The 24,105-nt window shown below is 69.9% G+C and carries 24 protein-coding genes and 4 tRNA genes; 19 read left to right on the forward strand and 9 right to left on the reverse strand.

Going from position 1 to position 24,105, the window contains the following annotated elements; all coding sequences use genetic code 11:
• The first annotated feature begins 4 nt into the window (after positions 1-4).
• The 10 genes from SLW52_RS20355 (at position 5) to SLW52_RS20400 (ending at position 9,405) form a co-directional block, all read left to right on the forward strand.
• Entirely contained in the window at positions 5-442 is a 438-nt protein-coding gene (locus tag SLW52_RS20355; RefSeq protein ID WP_010342642.1) for a biopolymer transporter ExbD, read from the forward strand.
• Complete coding sequence (gene msbA / locus SLW52_RS20360; protein WP_320741129.1) at positions 439-2,211, forward strand: lipid A export permease/ATP-binding protein MsbA; 1,773 nt, start codon at positions 439-441, stop codon at positions 2,209-2,211. Before SLW52_RS20355 ends, msbA begins: the two co-directional genes overlap by 4 nt.
• On the forward strand, positions 2,208-3,242 hold the full coding sequence (gene lpxK, locus SLW52_RS20365) for a tetraacyldisaccharide 4'-kinase (RefSeq protein ID WP_152237410.1): 1,035 nt from the start codon (positions 2,208-2,210) through the stop codon (positions 3,240-3,242). Before msbA ends, lpxK begins: the two co-directional genes overlap by 4 nt.
• Before the next feature lie 518 nt (positions 3,243-3,760).
• Positions 3,761-4,540: a 3-deoxy-manno-octulosonate cytidylyltransferase gene (kdsB, locus tag SLW52_RS20370; RefSeq protein ID WP_267084246.1), complete on the forward strand. Its 780-nt coding sequence runs from the start codon at positions 3,761-3,763 to the stop codon at positions 4,538-4,540.
• Positions 4,537-5,025, forward strand: a complete 489-nt coding sequence (locus SLW52_RS20375) for a low molecular weight protein-tyrosine-phosphatase (protein WP_017917314.1) — start codon at positions 4,537-4,539, stop codon at positions 5,023-5,025. The genes kdsB and SLW52_RS20375 overlap by 4 nt, the downstream gene beginning before the upstream one ends.
• Positions 5,022-6,443: a redoxin domain-containing protein gene (locus SLW52_RS20380; RefSeq protein WP_152237407.1), complete on the forward strand. Its 1,422-nt coding sequence runs from the start codon at positions 5,022-5,024 to the stop codon at positions 6,441-6,443. The genes SLW52_RS20375 and SLW52_RS20380 overlap by 4 nt, the downstream gene beginning before the upstream one ends.
• On the forward strand, positions 6,440-8,299 hold the full coding sequence (gene uvrC / locus SLW52_RS20385) for an excinuclease ABC subunit UvrC (RefSeq protein WP_295927981.1): 1,860 nt from the start codon (positions 6,440-6,442) through the stop codon (positions 8,297-8,299). The genes SLW52_RS20380 and uvrC overlap by 4 nt, the downstream gene beginning before the upstream one ends.
• Positions 8,300-8,308: 9 nt before the next feature.
• Positions 8,309-8,944, forward strand: a complete 636-nt coding sequence (gene pgsA / locus SLW52_RS20390; protein ID WP_010342633.1) for a CDP-diacylglycerol--glycerol-3-phosphate 3-phosphatidyltransferase — start codon at positions 8,309-8,311, stop codon at positions 8,942-8,944.
• Positions 8,945-8,980: 36 nt separating this feature from the next.
• Positions 8,981-9,056: transfer RNA gene (locus SLW52_RS20395), tRNA-Gly, on the forward strand.
• 70 nt (positions 9,057-9,126) lie between these two features.
• Positions 9,127-9,405 carry a hypothetical protein gene (locus tag SLW52_RS20400; protein ID WP_320741134.1) on the forward strand — a complete coding sequence of 93 codons (279 nt, stop codon included), beginning with the start codon at positions 9,127-9,129 and terminating at the stop codon, positions 9,403-9,405.
• Positions 9,406-9,533: 128 nt separating this feature from the next.
• Here SLW52_RS20400 and SLW52_RS20405 read toward each other — a convergent pair whose 3' ends face one another.
• Positions 9,534-10,718, reverse strand: coding sequence for a hypothetical protein (locus SLW52_RS20405; protein ID WP_320741136.1), 1,185 nt, complete (start codon positions 10,716-10,718; stop codon positions 9,534-9,536).
• Between the two features lie 386 nt (positions 10,719-11,104).
• Here SLW52_RS20405 and SLW52_RS20410 point away from each other — a divergent pair.
• Positions 11,105-11,178: transfer RNA gene (locus SLW52_RS20410), tRNA-Cys, on the forward strand.
• Between the two features lie 88 nt (positions 11,179-11,266).
• On the opposite strand, the gene SLW52_RS20415 is transcribed toward SLW52_RS20410, so the two are convergent.
• A complete protein-coding gene (locus SLW52_RS20415) occupies positions 11,267-11,566 on the reverse strand; it encodes a hypothetical protein (protein WP_267123685.1) in 300 nt (99 codons plus the stop codon).
• A 104-nt stretch (positions 11,567-11,670) separates the two neighbouring features.
• Between SLW52_RS20415 and SLW52_RS20420 the strand changes: the two genes are divergently transcribed.
• Positions 11,671-12,264 carry an STY0301 family protein gene (locus SLW52_RS20420; protein WP_295973618.1) on the forward strand — a complete coding sequence of 198 codons (594 nt, stop codon included), beginning with the start codon at positions 11,671-11,673 and terminating at the stop codon, positions 12,262-12,264.
• A 9-nt stretch (positions 12,265-12,273) separates the two neighbouring features.
• The gene (locus SLW52_RS20425) at positions 12,274-12,582 is read left to right on the forward strand and encodes a hypothetical protein (RefSeq protein ID WP_295973616.1); all 309 of its coding nucleotides are present in this window, start codon (positions 12,274-12,276) and stop codon (positions 12,580-12,582) included.
• A 345-nt stretch (positions 12,583-12,927) separates the two neighbouring features.
• Here SLW52_RS20425 and SLW52_RS20430 read toward each other — a convergent pair whose 3' ends face one another.
• The 4 genes from SLW52_RS20430 to SLW52_RS20445 all read right to left on the reverse strand — a co-directional run bounded on the left by SLW52_RS20430 (position 12,928) and on the right by SLW52_RS20445 (position 18,388).
• Entirely contained in the window at positions 12,928-15,141 is a 2,214-nt protein-coding gene (locus SLW52_RS20430) for a hypothetical protein (protein WP_320741141.1), read from the reverse strand.
• Entirely contained in the window at positions 15,128-16,324 is a 1,197-nt protein-coding gene (locus tag SLW52_RS20435) for a DUF3142 domain-containing protein (RefSeq protein ID WP_267093948.1), read from the reverse strand. Before SLW52_RS20435 ends, SLW52_RS20430 begins: the two co-directional genes overlap by 14 nt.
• 98 nt (positions 16,325-16,422) lie before the next feature.
• Positions 16,423-18,093, reverse strand: coding sequence for a hypothetical protein (locus tag SLW52_RS20440; RefSeq protein ID WP_320741143.1), 1,671 nt, complete (start codon positions 18,091-18,093; stop codon positions 16,423-16,425).
• Between the two features lie 151 nt (positions 18,094-18,244).
• Positions 18,245-18,388, reverse strand: coding sequence for a hypothetical protein (locus tag SLW52_RS20445; protein WP_320741145.1), 144 nt, complete (start codon positions 18,386-18,388; stop codon positions 18,245-18,247).
• A 63-nt stretch (positions 18,389-18,451) separates the two neighbouring features.
• Between SLW52_RS20445 and SLW52_RS20450 the strand changes: the two genes are divergently transcribed.
• Positions 18,452-18,898, forward strand: coding sequence for a DUF4087 domain-containing protein (locus tag SLW52_RS20450; RefSeq protein ID WP_320741147.1), 447 nt, complete (start codon positions 18,452-18,454; stop codon positions 18,896-18,898).
• 145 nt (positions 18,899-19,043) lie between these two features.
• On the opposite strand, the gene SLW52_RS20455 is transcribed toward SLW52_RS20450, so the two are convergent.
• The 3 genes from SLW52_RS20455 to SLW52_RS20465 form a co-directional block, all read right to left on the reverse strand.
• Positions 19,044-19,119 (reverse strand) — tRNA-Gly (locus tag SLW52_RS20455).
• A gap of 135 nt (positions 19,120-19,254) precedes the next feature.
• A complete protein-coding gene (locus SLW52_RS20460) occupies positions 19,255-20,286 on the reverse strand; it encodes a 4Fe-4S dicluster domain-containing protein (RefSeq protein ID WP_320741149.1) in 1,032 nt (343 codons plus the stop codon).
• A gap of 101 nt (positions 20,287-20,387) precedes the next feature.
• Positions 20,388-20,693, reverse strand: a complete 306-nt coding sequence (locus SLW52_RS20465; RefSeq protein WP_051067605.1) for a hypothetical protein — start codon at positions 20,691-20,693, stop codon at positions 20,388-20,390.
• A gap of 142 nt (positions 20,694-20,835) precedes the next feature.
• Here SLW52_RS20465 and SLW52_RS20470 point away from each other — a divergent pair, with 142 nt between their 5' ends.
• The 5 genes from SLW52_RS20470 (at position 20,836) to SLW52_RS20490 (ending at position 24,098) form a co-directional block, all read left to right on the forward strand.
• Positions 20,836-21,366 carry a group III truncated hemoglobin gene (locus SLW52_RS20470; RefSeq protein WP_295973594.1) on the forward strand — a complete coding sequence of 177 codons (531 nt, stop codon included), beginning with the start codon at positions 20,836-20,838 and terminating at the stop codon, positions 21,364-21,366.
• Between the two features lie 44 nt (positions 21,367-21,410).
• Positions 21,411-22,817 (forward strand): oxygen-independent coproporphyrinogen III oxidase, encoded by a 1,407-nt coding sequence (gene hemN, locus SLW52_RS20475; protein WP_320741151.1) that lies wholly within the window; start codon positions 21,411-21,413, stop codon positions 22,815-22,817.
• 187 nt (positions 22,818-23,004) lie between these two features.
• A tRNA-Leu gene (locus tag SLW52_RS20480) sits at positions 23,005-23,091 on the forward strand.
• Between the two features lie 125 nt (positions 23,092-23,216).
• Positions 23,217-23,537, forward strand: coding sequence for a hypothetical protein (locus tag SLW52_RS20485; RefSeq protein WP_267093954.1), 321 nt, complete (start codon positions 23,217-23,219; stop codon positions 23,535-23,537).
• Positions 23,538-23,681: 144 nt separating this feature from the next.
• Positions 23,682-24,098: a hypothetical protein gene (locus SLW52_RS20490; RefSeq protein WP_267104361.1), complete on the forward strand. Its 417-nt coding sequence runs from the start codon at positions 23,682-23,684 to the stop codon at positions 24,096-24,098.
• Positions 24,099-24,105: the final 7 nt, after the last annotated feature.

Raw genomic sequence — 24,105 nt, forward strand, 5'->3', positions numbered from 1 at the left:
GCCGGTGCGGATCCGCGACGACCGTGGCCAGGACGAGCCGCACATCGACCTGGTGCCGTTGATCGACGTCATCCTGGTGCTGATCATCTTCTTCGTCGTGACCACCACCTTCGATGCGCGTTCGACGCTGCAATTGCAGTTGCCCAACGCCAGCGACCGCAACGCGCCGCCGCCGGCGCGCGCGCTGAGCGTGCTGATCAACGCCGACGGGCATTACTTCATCAACGACCAGGAAGTGCTGCGCACCGACGTGGAGTCGGTCAAGCGCAGCATCGCCCAGGTCGCCGGCGACGACCGCGAACAGCCGGTGCTGCTGCGCGCCGACGCGCGCACGCCGTACCAGGCGGTGGTCACCGCGCAGGACGCGCTGGGCCAGCTCGGATTCCGCCGCATCGCCATCGCCACTGCCCCCGAAGTCAACAGGGACGGAAGCTCCAAGTGAATGTACCCACCGACGTGCCCGTCCAGGATTCCCCCTGGCGGACCTATCGCCGCCTGTTGTCCTATGCCGGCGGCTACCGCGGTCTGCTGCTGATCGCCGCCGTCGGCGCGCTGCTGGAGGCGCTGGCCGGCTCGGGCTTCCTGGCGCTGATGAAGCCGATCACCGACGAGACCTTCATCGCCCGCAACCGCGAGGTGGCGATGTGGCTGCCGTTGCAGATCGTCGGCCTGTTCGTGCTGCGCGGTATCGCCGGCTACGTCACCGACATGTCGATGGGGCGCGCGGCGCGGAGCATTTCCCGCGATTTCCGGGTCAACGTGCTGGACAAGTACCTGCGCCTGCCGGGCAGCCGCTTCGATGCCGAGCCGGTGGCGTCGATGCTGGTGCGGCTGGGTTCGGACAGCGAGCAGGTGGCGCAGGCCGCGGTCGACGCGATGAAGGTGATGGTGCAGCAGACCCTGCAGATCGTCGGCGCGCTGGCGGTGATGCTGTGGTACAGCTGGACCGTGACAGTCACCATCCTGCTGGTGGCGCCGCCGCTGGCCTGGGTGATGGACCGCGTGGCCAAGCGCTACCGGCGGGTCAGCCATCGCATCCAGGAGAGCAACGCCGAGCTGATGCAGTCCGCCGAGCAGGCCCTGTCCGGCAACCAGGAGGTCAAGGTCTACGGCGCGCGCGCCAGCGAGATGGAACGCTACCAGCACCTGGCCGACACCAACCTGCATCTGGCGATGAAGGTCGAATCCACCCGCGGCATCTCCTCGGCCGCGGTGCAGTTGCTGGGCGCGATCGGCCTGGCCGCGCTGCTGCTGATCGCCGGCCACGAGGCGCTGGCCGGACGCCTGACCGCTGGCGAGTTCGTCTCGCTGATGACCGCGATGATGGCGATCATCCCGGCGCTGAAGAACCTCACCAACGTGCAGAACATGCTGCAGCGGGGCGTCGCCTCGGCGCAGCGGCTGTTCGTGGTGCTGGATGCGCCGGAGGAACAGGACAGCGGTACCCGCCGCATCGAGCGCGCGCAGGGCCGGATCGAGTTCCGCGAGGTGACCGCCGCCTATCCGGGGCAGGCGCGGCCGGCGCTGGCCGAGGTCAGCTTCGTCGCCGAGCCCGGCACCGTCACCGCCATCGTCGGCCGCTCCGGCAGCGGCAAGTCGAGCCTGGTCAAGCTGATCCCGCGCTTCTACGACCCGCAGTCCGGGCAGATCCTGCTCGACGGCCATCCGCTGCAGGAATACCGCCTGGAGGATCTGCGCCGGCAGATCGCCCTGGTCGGCCAGCAGGTGATGCTGTTCGACGGCAGCATCGCCGAGAACGTCGCCTACGGCGAGATGCGCGAGGCCGGTCCGGCGCAATTGCAGCAGGCGATCGCCGATGCCAACGCGATGGAGTTCGTCGAGCACCTTCCCGAGGGCGTGCAGGCGCAGGTCGGGGCCAAGGGCGGACGCCTGTCCGGCGGTCAGCGCCAGCGCCTGGCGATCGCCCGCGCCATGCTCAAGGACGCGCCGATCCTGATCCTCGACGAAGCCACCGCCGCGCTGGACAACGAATCCGAGCGGCTGGTGCAGGACGCCTTGCACCGGCTGATGCCCGACCGCACCACGCTGGTCATCGCCCACCGCCTGTCGACCATCGAACACGCCGACCAGGTGCTGGTGATGGACCACGGCCGCATCGTCGAGCGCGGCACCCACCGCGAGCTGCTGGCGCTGGGCGGGGTGTATGCGCACCTGCACAGCATGCAGTTCCGCGAAAGGCAGTTCGGATGAGCGAGCGCGGGCCGCACACCCCCGCCTATTGGTACGGCACGGGTTCGCCGCCGCTGCACGCGCGCGTGCTGACCCCGCTGTACGCGGCGGCGATCGCGTTGCGCCGCGCGCTGTACCGGCGCGGCTGGCGCAAGCGCCACAGCATCGCCGCGCCGGTGGTGGTGGTCGGCAACCTCACCGCCGGCGGCACCGGCAAGACGCCGTTGACCATCGCCCTGGTGCAGCGCCTGCGCGACGCCGGCTGGAGCCCGGGCGTGGCCAGCCGCGGTTACGGCCGCAGCCAGCCGCAGGAGCCGCGCTGGATCGAGCCGGGCACCTCGGCCGAGCAGGGCGGCGACGAGCCGGTGCTGATCGCGCGCAAGACCGGCGTGCCGGTGCGGGTGGACCGCGACCGCGTGGCCGCGGCGCGCGCGCTGCTGCAGGCCGGCTGCGACATCGTGGTCTGCGACGACGGCCTGCAGCATTACCGGCTGCAGCGCGACATCGAGATCGAGGTGGTGGACGGCCAGCGCCGCTACGGCAACGGCCGCCTGCTGCCGGCCGGGCCGCTGCGCGAGCCGGTGGCGCGCGGCAACGAATGCGATTTCCGGGTCATCAATCTGGGCCAGGCCAGCGACAGCGGTGCGCTCGAAGCCGGCTTCGGCGAATGGGCGATGCGCTTGCGCATCGACAGCGCGCAACCGCTGCGCGGCGGCCGTGCGCGGCCGCTGCGCAGTTTCGCCGGCCAGCGCGTGCATGCCGTGGCCGGCATCGCCCATCCGCAGCGCTTCTTCGACATGCTGCGCGCGCAGGGCATCGGCGTGGTCCCGCATGCCTTTCCCGACCACCACCAGTACCGCGCCGCGGACCTGGCCTTCGGCAGCGAACTGCCGGTGCTGATGACCGAGAAGGACGCGGTCAAGTGCGCCGCCTTCGTCAACGACTGGTGCTTCAGCGTGCCGCTGGTCGCCGAGCTGCCGGCGGCGTTCTGGATCGGCCTGCTGGATCGGCTGGACAAGCTGCGCGGCCGCGCGGGCGGGACCGGCGACTAGGCGGGTCACCAATTCCCGAGTATGCCGCGCCGCGGTTGGCCTGCAGGAGCGCCATCGGCGCGCGTGGCGTAGCCTGGCCATTGGTCGCATCCAAGCTGCGGCCCCAGCGGTGCGTCCGCCATCTTCAGCCCCCAGGGCACTGGTGCTGCGCGCACGACGCCGTGTCATCGCTACGGGGGGAGGGGCGAACCACCTCCTCGCGCTTCCTCGCCACAGATGGGCGCCAATACGGCGCGCGTGCCGCGCGCGCGACGTGAGCGCAAGCCGCAGCGAGCCGACGCTTTCCGCGCCGCTGGGCAAGGCGCGCGTGCGGTCGCTGGCCGGCGCCACCACCTGCACACCGGCGATCCCGGCGTGGTCGATACAATGACCCTCAGTGCCGTTGCGGCGTGCGGCGGCCACCGGGCCGCTGCCCGGCGTCCACCAGGCCGTTTCGGCCAACCATGCGGAGAGCTTTCGATGACGGTCTTCTCGCGATATCCCCGGCGCACGCGCGCCGCTGCCGGCGCCACCCGCGCATGAGCGCCGCCGTGCCGCCGTTCGTCGTCGCCATCCCGGCCCGCTACGCCGCCTCGCGGCTGCCGGGCAAGCCCTTGCGTGCGCTCGGCGGCGAGCCGCTGGTCCGCCACGTGGCGCAGCGTGCCCTCGCCGCCGGTGCCACCCAGGTGTGGGTGGCCGCCGACGATGCCCGCATCGCCGCCGCCGTGGCCGACCTGGACGGCGTGCATGTGGCCAATACCTCTGCCGACCACGCCTCCGGCACCGACCGCCTGGCTGAGTGCGCCGACATCGCCGGTTGGGACGATGCGACCCTGGTGGTCAATCTGCAGGGCGACGAGCCGTTCGCGCCGGTGGCCGGCATCGTCGCGGTGGCCCGGACCCTGGCCGACAGCGGCGCCGAGATGGCGACCCTGGGCACGCCGGTGGACGCGGCCGAGCACCTGTTCGATCCCAACGTGGTCAAACTGGTGCGCAGCGCCGCCGGCGATGCGCTGTACTTCAGCCGCGCACCGATCCCCTGGCACCGCGACGCCTTCGCCGCCTCGCAGACGCAGTTGCCGCTGCCCGGCCCGTGGCTGCGGCATATCGGCATCTACGCCTATCGCGCCGGCTTCCTGCGCCGGTTCGCGGCGATGCCGCCGGGCACGCTGGAGCGGATCGAGTCGCTGGAGCAGTTGCGGGTGCTGGAAGCCGGGTTCCGCATCGCGGTGGCGTTGTCGCCGGCGCCGTTCCCGCCGGGCGTGGACACGCCCGAGGATCTGGCGCGCGCCGAGGCCTACCTGCAGGGGCAGGCATGAAGCTGCTGCTGGTGTGCCTGGGCAACATCTGCCGTTCGCCGATGGCCGAGGGCGCGCTGCGCCACCACCTGCAGCGCTCGCCGCTGGCGAGTGTGGTGGAGGTCGACTCGGCCGGCACCGGCGACTGGCATCGCGGCGAGCCGCCGGACCGGCGCGCGGTCGCCTGCGCCGCCGCCCATGACGTGGACATCGCCGGCCTGCGCGCCCGGCAACTGCGCGACCGCGACTTTGCCGAGTTCGACTGGATCCTGTGCGCCGACGCGGCCAACCTGCGCGACGTGCGCCAGCGCGCCCCGGCGGCGGCGCACGAGCGCGTGGCGCTGTGGCTGCCGTGGGCCGGGGTGCACGGCCATCGCGAGATCCCGGATCCGTACACCGGCGGCAGCGCCCAGTTCGAGCAGGTCTGGCAACTGGTAGACGAAGCCGCCGCCGGCAGCGTGGCGCGACTGTCCGTCGACCTCGGCTCCGGCATAATCGGCCGATGAATTCCATCGCCGCCCTGGAACTCCCCGCGTCCGGCGCCTGGCTCAACGCCGAGCCGATCCGCCTGCGAGATCTGCAGGGGCGGGCGCTGGTGCTGGCCTTCGTCAATGCCGCCTCGGTGTGGTGCGCGCAGCGTCTGGCCGAACTCGGCCAGTGGCAGGCGCGCAATCCCGGACGCCTGCAGGTGATCGTGGTGCAAGTGCCGCGCTTCGACAGCGAGCGCGAGCCGCAGCGGGCGCTGAAGCTGCTGCGCAGCCAGGGCGTGTCCGCGCCGGTCCTGCTCGATGCCGATTGGGCCGCCTGGCAGCGCTTCGGCGTCCAGGCCTGGCCGACCCTGGTGCTGATCGACGCCGGCGGCGTGGAGCGCGAGCGCCTGGTCGGAATCGGCGGCGCGGAACTGGACAAGGCGCTGCACGCGCTCTGCGCCGGGCAGCCGCTGCCGCTGGACGAGGACCTGCGCGACGCGCGCGAGACCCAGCCGGAGCCGCGCCTGCCGCTGCGCTTCCCGACCGGCCTGGCGGTGGCCGAGGATCGCCTGTACGTCGCCGACAGCGGCCATCACCGCATCCTCGAATGCAGCACCAGCGGCCGCGTGCTGCGCCAGTTCGGCATCGGCACCGCGGACTTCATCGACGGCGCGATCGGCGAGGCGGCGTTCCACCGCCCGCGCGGGCTGGCGCTGGAGCGCGGCGTGCTGTACGTGGCCGATACCGGCAACCATGCGCTGCGCCGGATCAACCTGCTCACCGGCCAGGTCGACACGCTGTGCGGCAACGGTCGCGCCGGCGAGCCGGTCGAAGGCCCGGTCGAGCAACCGCTGCTGGCGCCGCTGAACCATCCGCAGGACGTGGTGATCGCCGACAACCAGGTGCACCTGGCGATGGCCGGCGACAACCGCATCTGGAGCTACGACCTGGGCAGCCGCAGCCTGCGCTGGCGCGCCGGTGCAGGCGCGCTGGAGCTGCGCGACGGCAGCGGCCACCTGGCCGCGTTCGCGCAGCCGTGCAGCCTGGCCGCGGTGCAGCAGGTGCTGTACGTGTGCGATGCGCTGGGCTCGGCGGTGCGCTCGATGCAGTTGCGCGGCGACCTGGTGCAGACCCTGCTCGGCGGCCAGGGGCCGTGGGATTTCGGCAACGAGGACGGGCCGCGCAGCCGTGCCCGCCTGCAGTTCCCGCAGGCGATCGCGCTGAGCCCGGACGCGCCGCTGCTGTGGATCGCCGACAGCGGCAACGGCAGTCTGCGCAGCCTGCGTCTGGGCGGCGGCGAACTGTCCACCGCGGCCTTGCCGCGGCGCCTGCATGGCCCGGGCGGGTTGGCGGTCAGCGCCGGCACGGTGTGGATCGCCGAGACCGATGCGCATGCGGTGCTGCGCTACGACATCGCCAGCGGCGAACTGCGCGACCTCGCGATCGGCGAATGAGTACCCCCGCATTGCCCGCGTTCGACGGCAAGGCCTTTGCCGCCAACCTCAGTACCGCGCCCGGCGTCTACCGCATGTACGCCGCCGACGACACCTTGCTCTACGTCGGCAAGGCCGGCGCGCTGCGCAAGCGCGTGTCCAGCTACTTCAGCGGCTCGCCGAAGAACGCGCGGACCATGGCCATGCTGGCGCAGGTGGCGCGCATGGACGTCACCGTCACCCGCAGCGAGGGCGAGGCGCTGCTGCTGGAAAACCAGCTGATCAAGTCGCTGTCGCCGCGCTACAACGTGTCGCTGCGCGACGACAAGAGCTATCCCTACGTGCTGCTGACCCGCGAGGAGTGGCCGCGGATCACCCTGCACCGTGGCCCGCGCGCGGTGCCCGGGCGCTATTTCGGGCCGTATCCCGGCGTCACCGCGGTGCGCGAGACGCTGAACCTGATGCATAAGCTGTTCAAGCTGCGCAGCTGCGAGGACAGCGTGTTCCGCAATCGTTCGCGGCCGTGCCTGCAGTACCAGATCGGCCGTTGCAGCGCGCCATGCGTGGCGTTGGTGGCGGCCGACGAGTACGCCGAGGCGGTGCGCCGCTCCACGCTGTTCCTGGAAGGGCGCAGCGATCAGCTCGGTGAGGAATTGGTGCAGGCGATGCAGGCCGCCAGCGAACGTCTGGAGTTCGAACGCGCCGCGCGCCTGCGCGATCTGCTGGGCTCGCTGCGCAGCATGCAGAGCCGGCAATACGTGGACGGCCGCGCCGCCGACCTCGACGTGCTGGCCTGCGCCACCCAGGGCGCCAACGCCTGCGTGCTGCTGCTGGCGTTCCGCGACGGGCGCAATCTCGGCACCCGCGCGTTCTTCCCCAAGACCAACGGCGAGGACAGTGCCGCCGAGGTGCTGGGTGCGTTCGTGTCGCAGTACTACGTCGAGCACGCGCCGCCGCGCGAGGTGCTGCTGGACCGCGAGATTCCCGACGCCGAGCTGATCGAGGCGGCGCTGAGTTCGGCCGCCGAACGCAAGGTGCAACTGAAGTGGAACGTGCGCGGCGAGCGCGCCGGCTACCTGGAGCTGGCCAGCCGCAACGCCCAGGCCACCCTGGTCACCGAACTGACCAGCCGCAACGCCCAGCACGCGCGCAGCGAGGCGCTGCGCGAGATGCTCGGCCTGGCCGAGCCGGTCAAGCGGGTGGAGTGCTTCGACATCAGCCACACCATGGGCGAGGCCACGGTGGCCTCGTGCGTGGTGTTCGACGCCAGCGGCCCGGTGCGCAGCCAGTACCGGCGCTACAACATCAGCGGCATCGAGCCGGGCGACGACTACGCGGCGATGCGCCAGGCGATCGAGCGCCGCTTCCGCCGCGCCGCCGAAGGCGAGGGCAAGGGCGATGCGGTGCTGCCGGACGTGTTGCTGATCGACGGCGGCGCCGGACAGCTGGCGCAGGCCACCGGTGCGCTGGCCGACCTGGGCGTGGACGGGGTGTTGTTGATCGGCGTGGCCAAGGGCGCCGAGCGCCGCGCCGGCCACGAGACCCTGGTGATGCCGGACGGGCGCGAACTGCGCCCGGGTGCCGCGTCGCCGGCGCTGCAGTTCATCCAGCAGGTGCGCGACGAGGCGCACCGCTTCGCCATCACCGGCCACCGCGGGCGCCGCCAGAAGGCGCGCATGACCAGCAAGCTGGAGGATATCCCCGGCATCGGCCCGCGCCGCCGCGCCAGCCTGCTCAAGCATTTCGGCGGGCTGGCCGGGCTCAAGGCCGCCGGCGAGGCCGAGATCGCGCGGGTGGAAGGCATCAATGACGCACTGGCCGCACGAATCTACGCTAACCTGCACGGACTGCCGGTGCCCGATCCGGCAGGCGAGTAGAGCAGCGCAATGAAGTTGACCATCCCCACCTGGCTCACGCTGCTGCGGATCGTGATGATCCCCGTGCTGGTGCTGGTGTTCTATCTGCCGTACACCTGGACCAACTTCGCCTCGGCGGCGATCTTCGGCCTGGCCGCGTTCACCGACTGGCTGGACGGCTGGGTGGCGCGGCGCTACCACCAGTACTCCGCGTTCGGTGCGTTCCTGGATCCGGTGGCCGACAAGCTGATGGTGGCGGTGGCGCTGTTCCTGATCGTGCAGGGCCATCCGACGCCGTGGATGGCGTTCTGGGCGGCGGTGATCGTCGGCCGCGAGATCGCGGTGTCGGCGCTGCGCGAATGGATGGCCGAGATCGGCCAGCGCGCCAAGGTGCGGGTGGCGATGATCGGCAAGATCAAGACCACCGCGCAGATGGTGGCGCTGCTGTGCCTGCTGTACTCGGTGATGCCCGACGGCTCGCCGCCGGAGAGCGTGTGGATGGGCCTGTTCGTCTTCCACGTCGGCGACTGGACCCTGGCGATCGCCGCGATCCTGACCCTGTTGTCGGGTATCCAGTACCTGCATGCGGCCTGGCCGAGCCTGCGCGACGACGAGCGCGCGGCGGTGGCGGAAAAGAACGCGAAAAAAATCGAAGGCAACGGTTGACAGGCTGCGTGGTCCCGGTAGAATTCGCGGCCTCAAGCGGGAATAGCTCAGTTGGTAGAGCGCAACCTTGCCAAGGTTGAGGTCGCGAGTTCGAGTCTCGTTTCCCGCTCCAGATCATGAAAACAGGACCTTCGGGTCCTGTTTTCGTTTTGGGCGGATGCGCTGCACTGGCAGATGCCTGCATGCGCGTCGAGCCGTCGCGCAGGGCCGTTTCGCTTCATGCGGTCGCCAGCAACGCGATGGCGAACTGCATGCGTCAGTTGGCCATCGCATCGCGTTGCCGGATGGCCGTGCCACCCGCTGTTGCCGGAAGCGATCCAGCTCGCTGCCTTGGCCTGCCACGCCCGCCTTGGGGTGCGGTGCGCATGCAGGTTGTCGGCTGCTCCGCGTTGAACAAGGACGCGCCGTTCGCCATGCGCAATCCCGGCTGGATCAACACGCAGGCACCGTGGCCGCGTTGAGGATGCTGCGGGCGCTGCATCGGCATGTACTCGCCGCCGTGCGCTGCCCGCGGCGCGCGCCAGCGGCGAGCGCGTCATACAGACACGACCGTGACGCGATAGATGCGCCCCTGCGCTCTTGTGCCGCTTCAGGGCCCTGGAATGGCCGCACGGAAGCCGGCATGCCCGCAGGCCGCGTCGTAGGCGTAGTCGCCGGCGGCAAGCAAATGGCGGCCGCTGTTGATGTGGGCCGGCGGCGTCTTCAGCGGCCCGCGCCACTGCACGCTGTCCGGGGTCGCCGCCTTGCCGTCGCCGACCGCAAAGTTGTAACCGAACACCGATTGCCCCTTCGCGTCGACGACGTCGAGCCGCAGTTGGGTGGCATCCGGCACCACGCGCGTCGGATGGCCTGACATCTCCACGGTCTGTTGCAGGCTCGCGGGCGTGGCCGGCGGCACCACCGGGTTGAGCATCATGTAGGACACGCCGGTATCGGGCAGCAACTTGCCGCAGACGCGGTAGTCGCTGCCGCTGCCGGGAAAGTTGGTGCAGGCACTGGGCGCCTGCCAGTCGCCCGGCGCATTGGCGGTGGCGGCGCCGCGCTGCAGCGGTACCAGTGCGAATCCCTTCAGCGCCGCCTGGCTGACGCCCAGGGTGATGCCCTTGGCACTGACGATGTAGCCGGGGCTCATGCGCTGCGCGCGCATCTGCGCCAGGTTGAGGAACGGATTGCGCGCGGCATCGACGCCGCGGTCGTAGCCCACGCCCATCATGCCGAAGGTCGGCGAGATGGTGCTGCAGTTGCGCAGCACCTGCGTGCTGCTGCTCAGCGCAGGGCTGCCGTCGTAACCGGCGCAGGTGGCGGGCACCTGTGTCAGCGGCTTGGGTTGTTGGGCCACGCTGGCGACATCGCAGGTGCACTGCGCGGCCAGCACGGTGATGCGGTCCACCCGCGCGGCGGCGCGTTTGCCGTCGGGCGAGACACCGAGTTGCATCGGCACGTCCACGTACTTGCCGGGGTGATACTTGCTGTCGCTCGAGTAGAAGATGTGACCCGGCGTGCTGGACGCGTCCCAGGCGCTGCGCAACGCGTCGCTCAGCGGCACTACCACGCCGGTGGAGCCGGTATCCACCTCCAGCACCTGGCTGCCCTTGCTGCGGCCGTCGGCATCGCTACCCAGTTGCACCCGCACCTGGTAGGCGAACTTGGGCGTGGCCCTGGAGGCCAACGGCAGGTCCACCGTCTGCGTCTGCAGTGCGCAGGTCTGCGCGGCGGCGGTGGCGCTCGCGGCCAGGCACAGCGCAGTCCCGCTCCAGCGTGTCCATCGGTTCATGGCGATGTCTCGTGTGGGTGTGGCGCCATGCTAGAGCGCGGCAGCATGCCCATCGTGCGCGGATCCGCGCGATGCGGCGCTTGTCTACCGCCGCTGGCGTGGCGCTGTGGTCGGCATTCCAGTCGCGACGCGGCGCCATCTGCACACGCGAGGCGCGCATTCGGATCCCGGCAACGTCTGCGCGCGCGCAACCCAGGGTTGCCAAGCCGGGGAGCTTGGTACACAATGCAGTCCGTTGTGCGCCGGGATGATTCAAAAACATCTTTTGAATCAATGCGTTGGACGAGAGCCGCAAGGCATCGTCCGGTTCCTGCCGCAAGGGCCCCGGCAGCGGGGCTTTGTTTTTGTCGGACGCCACAGGCGTTGCGGCGAGACGTCAGTCCACCGGCCTGGTGGCAGAGTGGTTATGCAGCGGACTGCAAATCCGCGTACGCCGGTTCAATTCCGACCCAGGCCTCCATTTCGATGTAATGCAAAAGGGCCGCTTTCTGCGGCCCTTTTGCGTTGTGCAGTGCGTGCACCTTTCCGCAATCGCGGAGAATATGCCGTCATTGCGCGATGGCGTGGGGAACGACCTGCGCGAAGCGTGTGCGCGATGACGCCTCTCGCCATCGCGCACACGCCGCCTCACCAGCGATATGTGGCCGTGGCCATGACGCGTCGCTGCTCGCCGTAGTAGCAGTCGTCGTGGGCGTCGCAGCGTTGAGACGCAGCTTCTCCTTGAATGGCAGCGCTTTCATCGCTTCCTTGAAGGTCGCCGACTTGGGTTCGCCGTGGGTGTCGTAGAAGTTGAAGCGGAACTGCCATCTCGGGCTGTACCGGCTGTAGTCGTGGGTCGTGCTTTGCATCGGGTTCTCTTCTGCGGATGGATGGGGCGGGGGAATGCAGGGAATGGCGCCAACGCACGCGATGACGCCCGCTGCGCGTCGTGTCGTCGCGTTGACCTTTGGCGATGTCGGAGGCACCGTATGCGCGGCCTGGCGATGTGGCCTGCAGCAGTGGTTGGCTGTGCCGCCGGGCGTGCGAGGCGAAGGCCGAGGTCTTTGCCGGTCTCGATCCTGCAGCCGACAGGGAGCGTGTGATGGTGTCGAAGGGAATGTCCGCCACGGCGCGCTGCGCGCTGCCGCTGCTCATCGCCGTGTCCGCTGCGCCCGCCGCGGCCAGGGAGACGCTGCAGTGCCCCGGGCGCCTGCGCATTGCCGAGGCACAGTTGCAGAGCCCCGACGTGCCGGTCGGTGCCCGCGTCGATCTCGCCGCCGCGCCGCCGCTGCGGCTGTTCTCCAGCGGCGTCTATTCCGGGCCGCCGCGCGAGATGGCTGCACTGGTGCCGAGCAACGAGGACGCGCGCCGCCCCGGCGATGCAGGCGTGTCGGCCTGGCGCTTCGATGCGCCCGATCCGCATGGCCTCTATCTGGTGTGTGGATACGGGCCTGACGGCAGGGTGCAGGTCTCGCGGCGTGTCGGCGACGTCGCGCGGTGCGAAGCGAAGCCGCTGCGTCCGGGCAGCGCCGATCCGGCCGCCGGCACCTTGTTCGTGTGCGAGTGAGGCCGCGCGATGGCAGCTGCGCGCAAGGCCGTGGCGATCGCCGCGCAGTTGCTGTCCTGGAGCGGTTATGCGTTGGGCATGCTGCTGCTGTACGCCGTGTCCGGTCGCCCGTACGCATGGGTAGACGGTGCCGATCCGCAGTTGTCCTCCGCCAATTTCCAGGACAGCGGCAACGGGCGGCTGGTCGGCCTGTGCGTGCTGGCGGTGCTGGTGCTGTTGCAGGGCGTGCACGCGCTGCTGAGCCGCCGCCGCAGCGTGCGCCTGTGCGGCCTGGTTGCGCTGACGATCGCCTGCCTGGCTTGTTACTGCTGGAACTGAGCGCAGTCTCCAGGCCGCGTGTCTGCGGGACTGACGCAGGCACGTGAACGCCACGCGGCGCATGCCGCGAGCGGTGACGTTCTTGTCGCGCGTGGTGTGGTGCTGCATCGGGAGAACGGTCGTCCAGGACGACAGAGCGGCCGGCGCCGCGTGCATCGACGCGATTCCAGCGGTAAACAGGAAAGTCCTGTTGAAGAGACGAGCGGGGGCGGCGATCCCTACCTTCGGGGTTGGGGAGTCGGGATTGGGGATTGGTCGGAGCGGCGCAGTGCAGGCCTGACGGTTTCGCCGGTGGTGGCAAGCAATGCGCTCGTGCGCGGATCGCGGCCGACCCGCGCCGCGGGCTCAGTCCTGCGGCATTTGCGCTGCGACTGTCCGTGCCTTGCGCTGCATGCGCCGGCGCACCAGCCAGGCTGCCGCGGCCAGCAGCGCCAGGCCGGCCGCGCCCAGGGCGAGCCGTTGCCTGTGCACGAACTGGCGTACGGCCTGGCTGCGCTCGATCCACAGGCGCCGCCGCGCGCCCTCGAAATCCGGCGTCTCGCAGGCGCCCACGCCGAACACATAGGCCTTGCCGGGCACCGGATTGAGCGCGCCGTGCGCGACATAGCGCTGGTAGGACCGACGGGCCTGTGCGGGGTCGAGGGTGATCAGCCAGTCGGTCGCCTGGCACAGCACGGCGGCGTAGGCCTGGCTGCGTGCGGGCAGGTCGTCGGCGGCGCGATCGGCCAGGGCGGCGGCGATCCAGCGGTAGTGGTAGCGGTGGTAAGGCTGCGCGGCGGTGGCGTTCCAGCGCTGCGCTTCGGCGGCGGCGATCAGGCCGCCGGGGCGCAGCTGCGCATGCGCCGTGGCTTCGGCATAGTTGCCTGCGTAGACCCGGTTGTCCGGCCCCAGTTCGTAGCCCAGCAGTTCCATGCCCTGGCGGCGCGCGATCAGGGCGGCCCGGTAATTGCCCTCGGCGCGGCCGATGCCGGTCCAGGCCGATGCGCCTTGCTGCCGCGCATCCCGATAGCGGCGCGCCGCCTCGCGCAATTCGGGCTGGGCGAAGTAGGGCAGCGCCGCGTCGTAACGGCCGTCGCGCATCAGCCGGCGTGCCAGCAGTTCGCGCAGTTTCAGGGCCGGCGTCCGTTCCCAATACGCCGGCGCCGCGTTCGCGGTGGACGGCGGCGTGGCGGGAACGTGGCGATCCACGTAGTCCTGCAGTTCCGGCACGGTGAGGACGCGCTCGGCGACCGCGGCGGCGTCTTCCCAGTAGGGGTCGCCGCTGCGGTACAGCTGTGCGAACGCCTCCACGTAGCTGCCGCGTTGCAGTGCCAGGATCGCCGCTTCGCCCTCGATGCGGCACTGCGGTTTGAGCGTCTCGTTGCTCCAGTCGCCATTGCGGCGCGTGCCCCAGTCCTCGTTCGGCGGAAAGCGCCGGGATGCCTGCGCGTAGGCCTGTGCGGCACGCGCGGCGTCGCCGTCGCGCAGTGCCATCTTGGCGCGCAGCCACCACGCCAGGCCGCTGTCGCCGGCATGCGCGAGCAGGCGCGCGGTGCCGGGGTAATCGCCCTGGCGATAGGCCAGCGCGGCCAGGCGGTCGGCGTCTTCCATCGGATCGCCCGCGGCGTCCTGCAACAGGCTCAGGAAGCGCGTCGAGGTCAGCACGCTGCCGGAGTCGGCATCGAAGGCGTGGCTGTCGCTGAGCAGCCGGGCGATCAACAGCCGCCGCACCGCCTGCTGTCGCAGCAGCGGCGCCAGTTCGGCATCGCTGCGGCGGGCGAGATCGGCGGCCACCTGCTTGAGCGAACTCAGGCCAGTGTCCGAGCCCTGTGCCGCCTGCACCGCGTACAGGCCGATCGCGCCGTTCCAGTCGCCGCCGGCGAGCAGCAGACGCGCCTCCTCGCCGAGGCTGGCGATGCCCAGCTCCAGCGGATCGTCGAATCCGGCCAGGCGCAACGCGCGGGTCTGCTGGAAGGCCTGCCGCGCCTGCTGCCGGTACGCCTGCCGCTGCGCCACGGCATCGCCGGCCAGCGCGCCGTCGGCGGCCAGCGCCAGGCTGCGTCCCAGCGAATAGGCGGCCCACGTGCTGCGCGCCCGGCGCTGTGCCTCGGGCAGGGCCAGCACCTGGCGAAAGTAGTCCGCTGCCTGTGGGTAATGCCCCTGCGCGAACGCCACCGCGCCGGCGGTGTACAGGCGCAGTTCCGGTGGCAGGTCGGCGCCGTCGCGTTCGGCCTGCTGCGCATCGTCCAGCGCGCGCAGTTGTTCGATCCGGGCGAACCGCGCGGTGCCCACTTGCCTGCGTTCGACGTCGTCGCGCTGCTGCGGGAACTGCGCGCTGGCGTCCCAGTAGCGCGGCAGGGTCGCGGTGCCGGCGCGGCCGAGGCCGGCGATCGGTGCGCCCAGGCGCTGCACTTCGCGAGCGAAGCTGCCTTCGGGCAATTGCGCGAGCGCGCCGGCACGATCGTCGAGCAGGCGGTACGGGAACTCCGGGCCGCAGGCGCGGGCGCCGCCCAGCGGCAGCAGGAGCAGCATCAGCGCGGCGGCAGGCGTGGCCGCGGGTCGGGGATCACGGCAGGACATCGATGGCACCTGTGTGCAGGCGGCGGCAGCGGACCCAGCCGAGCGCACGGCGTTCTCCGGCGGCCAGGGGTTGGGATGCGCGAGTGCGTTCGAAGCGGGGCGACGGTGCCGGCCATTGCAGCCGGTAGTCGCCGAGTGCGTCGCCGGCTTCGCAGGCGCTGCCGCGCAGAACCACGCGCTGCGGCGGCGTGGCGGCGGTCGTGCCATCGTTCGCGAGCGTCAGGTCGTAGACCGGGCCGGTGCCGCTGGCCTGCACCTGCACGGCCGCCTGCAGCGGACGTCCGTGCACCACCGCCTGCAGCGTCGCCAGCGGCCAGGCGCGGCGGTCGCCCGGCAGCGGCAGGCGGAACCAGACGATGCCGGCCAGGTGCGGCGGGCGACGGGCGCGCAGCGCATCGACGAAGGCGGCGAGCTGCTGCGGCGACACGCGCAGTTCGTGGCGTGCGCCGCTCGCCGCCAGCGGCACCTCGCTTTCGATCAGCGGTGCAGTGTCGGCGTCGGTGCCGTCGACCAGGGCCACGCCGTAGGCCGGCAAGGCCAGCCAGAACGGCGTGGCGCTGCGCTGGGCGTAACGATCGGCCCAGCGTCGCGCCTGCACCGGATCGAACAGGCCGGTCGTCGGTGCGTTCACCGCATGCACCTGCAGCACCGAGCTGTCGACCGTGCGCAGTAGCGACGTCAGCGCGGGGCTGTCCAACCAGGCGGGCAGGGCGGTGATGCTCAGCGCCAGGTCGGCCGGCAGCGCGCCGCGCAGTTGCCGCAGCAGGGCGGCATAGGCGGGCAGGCGCGCGGTGGCGCAGTCGTGGTCGATCTCCACGCCGCGCAGCGCCACGCCGGCGGTGCGCCAAGTGCGCACCACCTGCAGCACCTCGGCGTCGATGCGCGTCGCGTCCAGTTGCGGCAGTTGCCCGTCCAGCCGCACCACCGCGATCACCGGGCGGCCATCGGCGGCGAGCTGCCGCAGATCCACCGCGGCGCGGCCCCAGCCGGCGCGCGGATGCGCTTGCAGCGCGAGTACGCGCAACGTCGAGAAGTCCGCCCGGGTCTGCGCCAGCGCCACCGCGTGCGCGCCACTCCATTGCCGCTGCCAGACGTAGACCTGGTGTTCCAGCGGCGCCGGTGCCGACGCCACACAGCCACCAAGCAGCAGACTCAGCCCGAGCAGCGCGCAGCGCAGCGACACGACGGCCGGGTCAGGACACGCGCGGCCACACGCGGCCGCAGTGTTGCCACTGCACCTTCGCGCGAGCAGTGTGCGAAGCGTGGCTCATGCGCTGGCGATCACGAGAACAGCCCAAACAGCCGCTTCTTCGGCTTGGCGGCCAGTTGCCGGGCCAGCTCGTAGCTCTCGCGCACGTCCGCACGCTCGTGCAGCGCCAGCGAGCGCTCGAAGGCGGCGACCGACGCGGGATAGGCACCGAGGTTCATGTGGCAATTGGCTTCCATCATGTACAGCTGCGCCGCCGAGCCGGGGTCCGCCTGCACACCCTCGTGGTCGAGCAGGGCGCGTGCCGCGTCGCAGGCCGGCAATGCGCTGCGGTAGTCCTTGAGCACGTAATGGCAGTTGGCCTGGTAGTAGTGCGTGTAGAAGTCGTCCGTGCCGTCGCGCTGCACGGCGAGGAAGTCCTGCAGTGCGGCCTTGGCGTCGGGCAGATAGTACAGCAGCAGGTAGCCGCGTCCGTGCCGCGCGCGCTTGAGCGCCTGCAGGTCCTGCTGCTGCGTGGCCTCGGCGATCAGAGAGGCGTAGGCATCGACCGCGGCCGGGTAGTCGCGCGCCTCGCCGAGTGCGCTGGCGTGCACGAACAGCGTGTCCAGGTCGTGCGGATTCGCCTCCGCTGCCGCCTGCGACAGGGCGGTATCCACATGCTCCGGCTGCAGCCGGCCCAGGGCACGCGTCGCGGTGAGACGGTGGTGCGCCTGCACCAGCGCATACATCCGCAGCAGTTCCGGATCGGCCTGGGCCTGGTCGGGCAGTGCCTCGAACTCTTCCTGCGCCGCGTCGGCGATTTCCAGCACGTCGGCATGGCGGCCGACGCGGTTGAGATGGCTGCATGCCGCCTGCGCGCAATCCAGGAACAGCGGCGTGTCCAGTTCGTAGTCCATCATCAGGGTCAGCGCCAGATCCGCGGCCTCGGCGCGCATGCCCTGCTGGCGATAGGCCTCGCGCAGGTTCTGGTACAGGAACTGGAACTGGCTGTGGCGCAGCCCTTCTTCGAGGATGGCCTGCGCCTGCGCGTACAGGCCCCGGTCCAGGTACAGCAGGCCGAGGTTGTTGCAGCACATCGCGAAGGTATGGGTGTCGGTATTGCAGGTGGCGGCCTCGCCCAGTTCCAGGGCTTGCCGGAACAGCGTGGTGCCGTGCTCGTAGAGGGCGAACTGCACCGCGTCGACGTAGCCGGCATCGGCCGGCTCCATCCCGGCGTGTTTCCATTTGCCGATGGAGACGCCGGCGCTGTAGTAGTGGCAGGCGTTGCCGTCGCGGAAGTCCAGCTGCAGCAGCTGCGGCGACTGCCCGGCAGGCAGCGATTCCATCTCGAACAGGCGGACCTGCAGGTCCACCTGCGGCTGCAGCGCGTGGGCGTTGCGGTAGGCGCTGATCGCCGATGCGGGTTCGTCCAGCCAGTAGTGCGCGCTGCCGAGCAGGCGGTGCGCCTCGGCGTCGTGCGGGGCCAGGCCGATCGCGCGTCCGGCCCACTCGGCGACGGTGCGCAGCGCCTGCCGGCGGTCGCTGGTGAAGTGCGCGCTGCGGTCGAGGTAGATCAGGCACTTCAGCCGCCATGGCGCCGGGTCGCCCGGCGCGGCCTGGATCCGGGCGTCGCAGCGCTGCATCAGCACATCGAGGTCGGCCTCCTGCAGATGGTTGAGCACGGTCGTGCCGGACCAAAGTCTGTACAGGCCGTCGACGTCGTTCTGGCGAAGGGCGGCCATGCCGCGTTGGATCAGGGTCTGCATGCAGCGGATGCTCTGGAAAGACGGTGCGGGACCCGGCAGCAGCGCGCGGCAGCGTCTCCCGCAGGGCGACGTTGCGGTAGATAGACGAGCAAGCTGCGGTTTTCCCTACCGCGACCGCGGTGCGCCAGGCGCCGGCGACGCTGCGTCGCCGCTACGGCGCCGCTGCCCAGAAGCGCCGGTTGTACTGCGCGAACCGCTGGCGGCCGACGGTATCGAACCAGGACAGGTCGTAGAACGGACACACGACGGCGCTGCGATCGCGCGGCGGCATCGCATCGAACAGGAGAGACGGCATCGGCGCTGCGCCTTGCCGCCTGCAGGGCCTCCCGGCAGCGCCGGCGGACGCCGATTTGCGATGATGCCGGTCTCGTCCCTCGATCCTGATGTCATGCATCCATCGCGATCTGTTTTGCGTTTCGCCAGCGTGTTCGGTGCGGCCCTGGTTGCCATGACCGGCCTGTGCGCTGTCGCCGATGCCACGCCGCCTGCCGGTGCCGTCACGCGTTGCGGCTGGTTCGACAATCCCTCGCCAGGCAACGCCACGCTCGTGGACAAGGACGGCGAGTGGACGGTTGGCCAGCAGGGCGGGCACCAGGCCGAGGGCACATGGCCGACGTTCTCCCAGGCGCGCTGGGTGGGGACCGGGACGGGCAGCGCCGGCTACGGCTGCGCCTGCCTGAAGGTGCATGCGCGTGACGACACCCGCGAGGTGACCGCGATCGAGTCGGCGACGGCCCAGCCCTTGAAGACCTGCCGGCAGGACAAGGCACTGCGGGGCAGGGAGCCAGAGAATCCGCTGAAGTAAGAGGTTCGCTGCGCGGCGGATTGGCGGATCGGCGCTGATTCGGGCAGCGTCGCTGTCGAGTCCGCAGATCGCGAAAACGAAAAAAGGAGCCTGGGCTCCTTTTTTCGGTGGTTCACTTGCATCGTAGAAAGCAAGTGACGCTATTTGGAGCGGGAAACGAGACTCGAACTCGCGACCTCAACCTTGGCAAGGTTGCGCTCTACCAACTGAGCTATTCCCGCTTGGGAGCCGCGCATTCTACACGCCTGCCAGCAGGTGCGCTAGCCCTTCGTTGCAAAAAAATGTCCGTCGCTGCCCCAGGGGGCGGCAGCGGTTCCGCCGCGCCCAATGAGTCGCCACGGTCGACTCGGCTCGGATCACGCCGCCAGCCACCACCACGTCAGCAACGCCGCCAGCAGCGTGGCGGCGCCGCCCAGCAGCCGCGGCCGGCGCCACCAGTGCCGCGGCTGGCGATCGATGGCATTGGCACCGGCCAGGCGCAACAGGCCGCGGGCGAAACCGTGGCGATCCATGCTGCGGTCGCAGGCCTCGACGCACGCGCCGCAGGCGGTGCAGGCGTAATGCGCACCATTGCGCGGATCGATGCCGGCCGGGCAGGCCTGCACGCAGGCGTCGCAGGCCACGCAGTCGCCGAGTTGTTCGGCGCTGAACTTGGGCAGGGTGCCGGCATACGCGGCCAGGGCCTCGCCGCGGCTGCCGCCCTGGCCGGCGAGCTGGGCGATGCTGGCGCGCACGGCATAGTCGCGGGCGGTGACGGGGTCGAGCAGGCGCCGCCCGCGCTGGGCGATGCTGCCAGTGCCGTATGCGCGGGCGCCACGCGGTTCGCCGCGCATCGCGTCGTAGCCGACCAGCGGCGTGTCGCGGTCGCACAGCAGCGGCTGCAGGCGCGCGTACGGGCACAGGTAGCGGCAGACCTGGCTGCGCAGGAAGCCGGCGTTGCCCCAGGTGGCCAGTGCATAGAACAGCACCCAGAACGTCTCCCCGCCGCTCCAGGCGAACGGATGCAGGCGCGCGACCAGGTCGGCGATCGGCACGAAGTAGCCGACGAAGCTGACCCCGGTCCACAGCGCCACGGTCGCCCACAGCAGGTGCCGTGCCGCGGCCGGCCAGTCGGCGAAGCGCCGTTCGATCCAGGCGAAGGCATGGCTCCACACCGTCTGCGGACAGGCGAAACCGCACCACGGGCGCCCGGCCAGGGTGGTGAGCACCGCCAGCGAGGCCGCGGCGGCGCCCAGCGCCAGCAGCAGCCAGCCGACGTCGTGCGGCCACAGGGTCCAGCCGAACACGTCGAAGCGCCGCGCCGGCAGGTCCAGCAGCAGCGCCTGCCGGCCCTGCCAGCGCAGCCACGGCAGCAAGTAGAAGGCGGCGAACAGCAGCCACAGCACCACGCGTCGGAACTGCGTGTACCGATGTGGCGGCGCCGGTCCTGCCGTGGTTGCGGGCGAGGTGACGACATGCAAGTGGATCGGGCGAGGCATCGGCAGCCGGCTCAGGACAGCGGCGCGGCGTCGCCGTGCGGCGCCGGACGCAACAGGAAGCCGGTCAGCAGGCTCGAGGCCAGCGTCGCCAGCCAGAACATGAAGAAACCCACCGTATAGCCCAGCTCGCGGCTCAGCTGGCGGCCGGGGAAGGTGATGTCGCGCAGCGCCAGCGGATCGACCAGGGCGAAGAACAGCACGCTCATCGCGCCGGCCACCAGGAAGCTCGGCCACAGGATCACCCCCAGCCGCTGCACCAGCGGGCGTGGCGTACCGGGATCGAGCGGGTCGAGCAGCGGATCGTCGGGAGAGGCCATGACGGTGGATTCCATCGCGAAAGGAGGATGCGGCATGCGCCAAGGGGGCAGCGCCACACACGTCGCCGCGCCTGCCAGCCGCCTGGCCGCCGATCCCCCGTCGACACCGGCGTCGGCGCATGCCGCAGCGGCAGACTAGGCAGTGCCGGCCGTGCCGACATTGATCCTGATCAAGGCCGCCGCGGTGGCGGCGTGGAGACTGTCGGCGTCGAGCGACGTGGAGCGGACCATGCAGGACCAGATCGAGGGCATGCCCTTGCCGGGGCCGGACCTGTGCAGCGAGGCCGAGGTGCAGGCGCTGGTGGAGACGTTCTACCGCCGCGTGCGCGCCGACGCCGATCTGTCGGCGGTGTTCGCCGCGCACATCGAGGACTGGGACGCGCACCAGCAGCAGCTGTGCGATTTCTGGTCGGCGATGCTGCGCGGCACCCGCCGCTTCCGCGGCGCGCCGATGCCGCGGCACATGGCCATGCGCGAACTCAGCGCACTGTTGTTCCAGCGCTGGCTGGGCCTGTTCCGCGCCACCACCGCCGAGCTGCCCAACATGCCGATGCGGCTGCTGGCCGACGACATCGCCCAGCGCATCGCCGAGACGTTCTGGCGCCGCCACCAGATGAGCTGGCGCCCGTTCGAGCCGGCATCGCCGCTGCCGCCGGCTGCGTGCGCGGATTGATCCAGGTCAAGGCGGCCGTGCCGGGCGCCGCGCATGCTCGGGGCATGGACATTCTGACCGCGCCCGATCCCTCCGCCGCCTGGACCTTCGACGCCGACCTGCTGCGCCGCTACGACCGTCCCGGCCCGCGCTACACCTCGTACCCGACCGCGCCGCATTTCCAGACCGGTTTCGGCCCGGCGCAGTTGTTCGCCGCGGTCCAGGCCAGCGATCCGCGGCGGCCGCTGTCGCTGTACGTGCACGTGCCGTTCTGCCGCAATCCCTGCTTCTATTGCGGCTGCCATCGGGTGATCACCCGCGACCCGCAGCGCGGCCGCACCTATTTGCAGAGGCTGCTGCGCGAGGCGGCGATGATGGCCGCGTGTTTCGAGGGCGAGCGCGAGGTGGTGCAACTGCACCTGGGCGGGGGTACCCCCAACTTCCTCGCTCCCGAGTTGCTGGGCGAACTGGTGCAGGGCCTGCGCGGGCTGTTCCGCTTCAGCCAGGCGCCGGACCGCGAGATGTCCATCGAACTGGACCCACGCACGGTGACGCCGCAGGACATCGCCGCATTGGCCGAACTGGGCTTCAATCGCGCCAGCCTGGGCATCCAGGATTTCGACCCGCTGGTGCAGCAGGCGATCAACCGCCGCCAGGGCGTGCACGAGACGCTGGACATCCTGCGCGCCTGCCGCGTGCACGGCATGCGCTCGGTCAACGTCGACCTGATCTACGGCCTGCCGCGGCAGACCCTGGCCGGGTTCGAACAGACCCTGGAGACGGTGATCGCGGCGCGCCCGGACCGCCTGGCGGTCTACGGCTACGCGCACATGCCGCAGCTGTTCAAGGCGCAGCGGCGCATCGCAGACGTCGATCTGCCCGATGCCGAGCAGAAGCTGGCCCTGCTCGGCCTCGCGGTCAGCAGGCTCTCTGCAGCGGGCTACCAGTACATCGGCATGGACCACTTCGCGCTGCCGCAGGAAGACCTGGCGCGCGCGCAGCGGCAGGGCAGCCTGCACCGCAACTTCATGGGCTACACCACCCACGCCGACACCGACCTGCTGGGCCTGGGGGTCAGCGCGATCAGCCGCATCGGCGCCAGCTACAGCCAGAACCAGCGCGACCTGCCTGCCTGGGAAGCGGCCGTGGACGCCGGCGACAGCCCGGTGCTGCGCGGCCTGCAGCTCAGTGCCGACGACGCCTTGCGCGCCGAACTGATCCAGCAGCTGATGTGCCAGGGGCGGGTGGACGCGGCAGCGGTGGCGCAGCGCCACGGTATCGACTTCGCCAGCTACTTCCGCGAGGAACTGCGCGCACTGGCGCCGCTGTGCGCGGACGGTCTGGCCGACTACCGCGACGGCGTGGTCCAGGCCACCGCCCGCGGCCGCCCGCTGCTGCGCCTGATCGCCATGTGCTTCGACCGCTACCTGCGCCAGCCCGACCAGCCGGCGCGCTACTCGCGCGCGATCTGAGTGCCGCGAATCACGCTTGCCGTTGGCATCCCCGGTGCCGCCGTGGCGGCGGTACCGGGGCTTTTCGACGGTGGTGCGCAAGCCTGCCGATGCCGGCATGTGGTGTCTCGGTTCGGCGCGTCTGCCGGATCGGCAGCGCCCTGCGGTTCACAAGCGCCTCGCGATCAGGCACGCTACGCGCCACCAGGCCCGGATGGCGAAACTGGTAGACGCATCGGACTTAAAATCCGCCGGGGGCGACCCCATGCCGGTTCGATTCCGGCTCCGGGCACCATGGGTGTGTAAGAGTTTCAGTGCTTCGGCGACTTCGATCGGCTTCGCCGCTGTGCAGCTGTCTTGAAGACTGGAACTTGGACTGGCGCTGCCGAAGAATTCTTTGCCTGCCGACAAGGTGGTTGCATGCAGGTCGATGAAATCTACTATCGAGTTACCTATCTGGACCCAAAGATGCGCTTGCCCGTCATACGGGCGTACGTTTGTCTTGGGGTGAATCTTTCGGATGAAGATGTGGAAGGCGATATCTGGTATTTTCAGGACGTCTTCAGTTATTACGAATCTGGTTCAGCTCTGACCGCAACAGAGTCAGACATTCCCGTGGTATGCCTGACGGACGACGAGTTGAAGGGCGATATGCTGGATGCCAATCGGCTCCATGATGTGTTGGAAGAAATCAGAACCAAACTCCATCGGCTTGATATCACCTCATTGACGGCTGGTTAAAGCCTGCTTGGATGTGGCGGGTGGCTCATTCGCTATGATGGGCTATCGCAATAGTGTTGGGAAAACGAGGTCGTCAAGCGTAATCCTGGGGTGATCTTTGCGTTTTACTCAAATTTTGATTGTGCTCAATGGCAGTGCAAATTTGTGAAAAATCTGCTTGTAATCATTGCCGCTGTGTTCCTGATCTCTGGCTGCGGGAGGTCTCGCTCTGAAGATGCATATTACGGGCTCTGGAGTAGCAGGAAAGCCGATGCTGAAATTAGGCAGTTGCGGCTGGGCCATGATATGAAGTTCGAAGTAAAGGCGTTCCCGGCAGCCGTGGCCTGTTCAGATTCTACGGTGTTGGGTGATATTGATGGTGGCGGTGCTTGGGAGTATGACGCGGAAGATGGGCGCATACTTCTTGATTTTTCAAAAATAACAAATGGAAAATGTAAAACTCCCTATGCAATGGTGATTTTCGACCAGCCAGGATCCAAGTTGGCAGCTTTTTCTGATGTGGAGATGCCATCAAGTGGGGTGGTGTTCGAGCATTCGGTTGATGGCAGAAATAGGTTGTGACTTGGAA

Source organism: Xanthomonas sp. LF02-5 (assembly GCF_034105325.1).
Taxonomy (GTDB): Bacteria; Pseudomonadota; Gammaproteobacteria; order Xanthomonadales; family Xanthomonadaceae; genus Xanthomonas_A; species Xanthomonas_A sontii.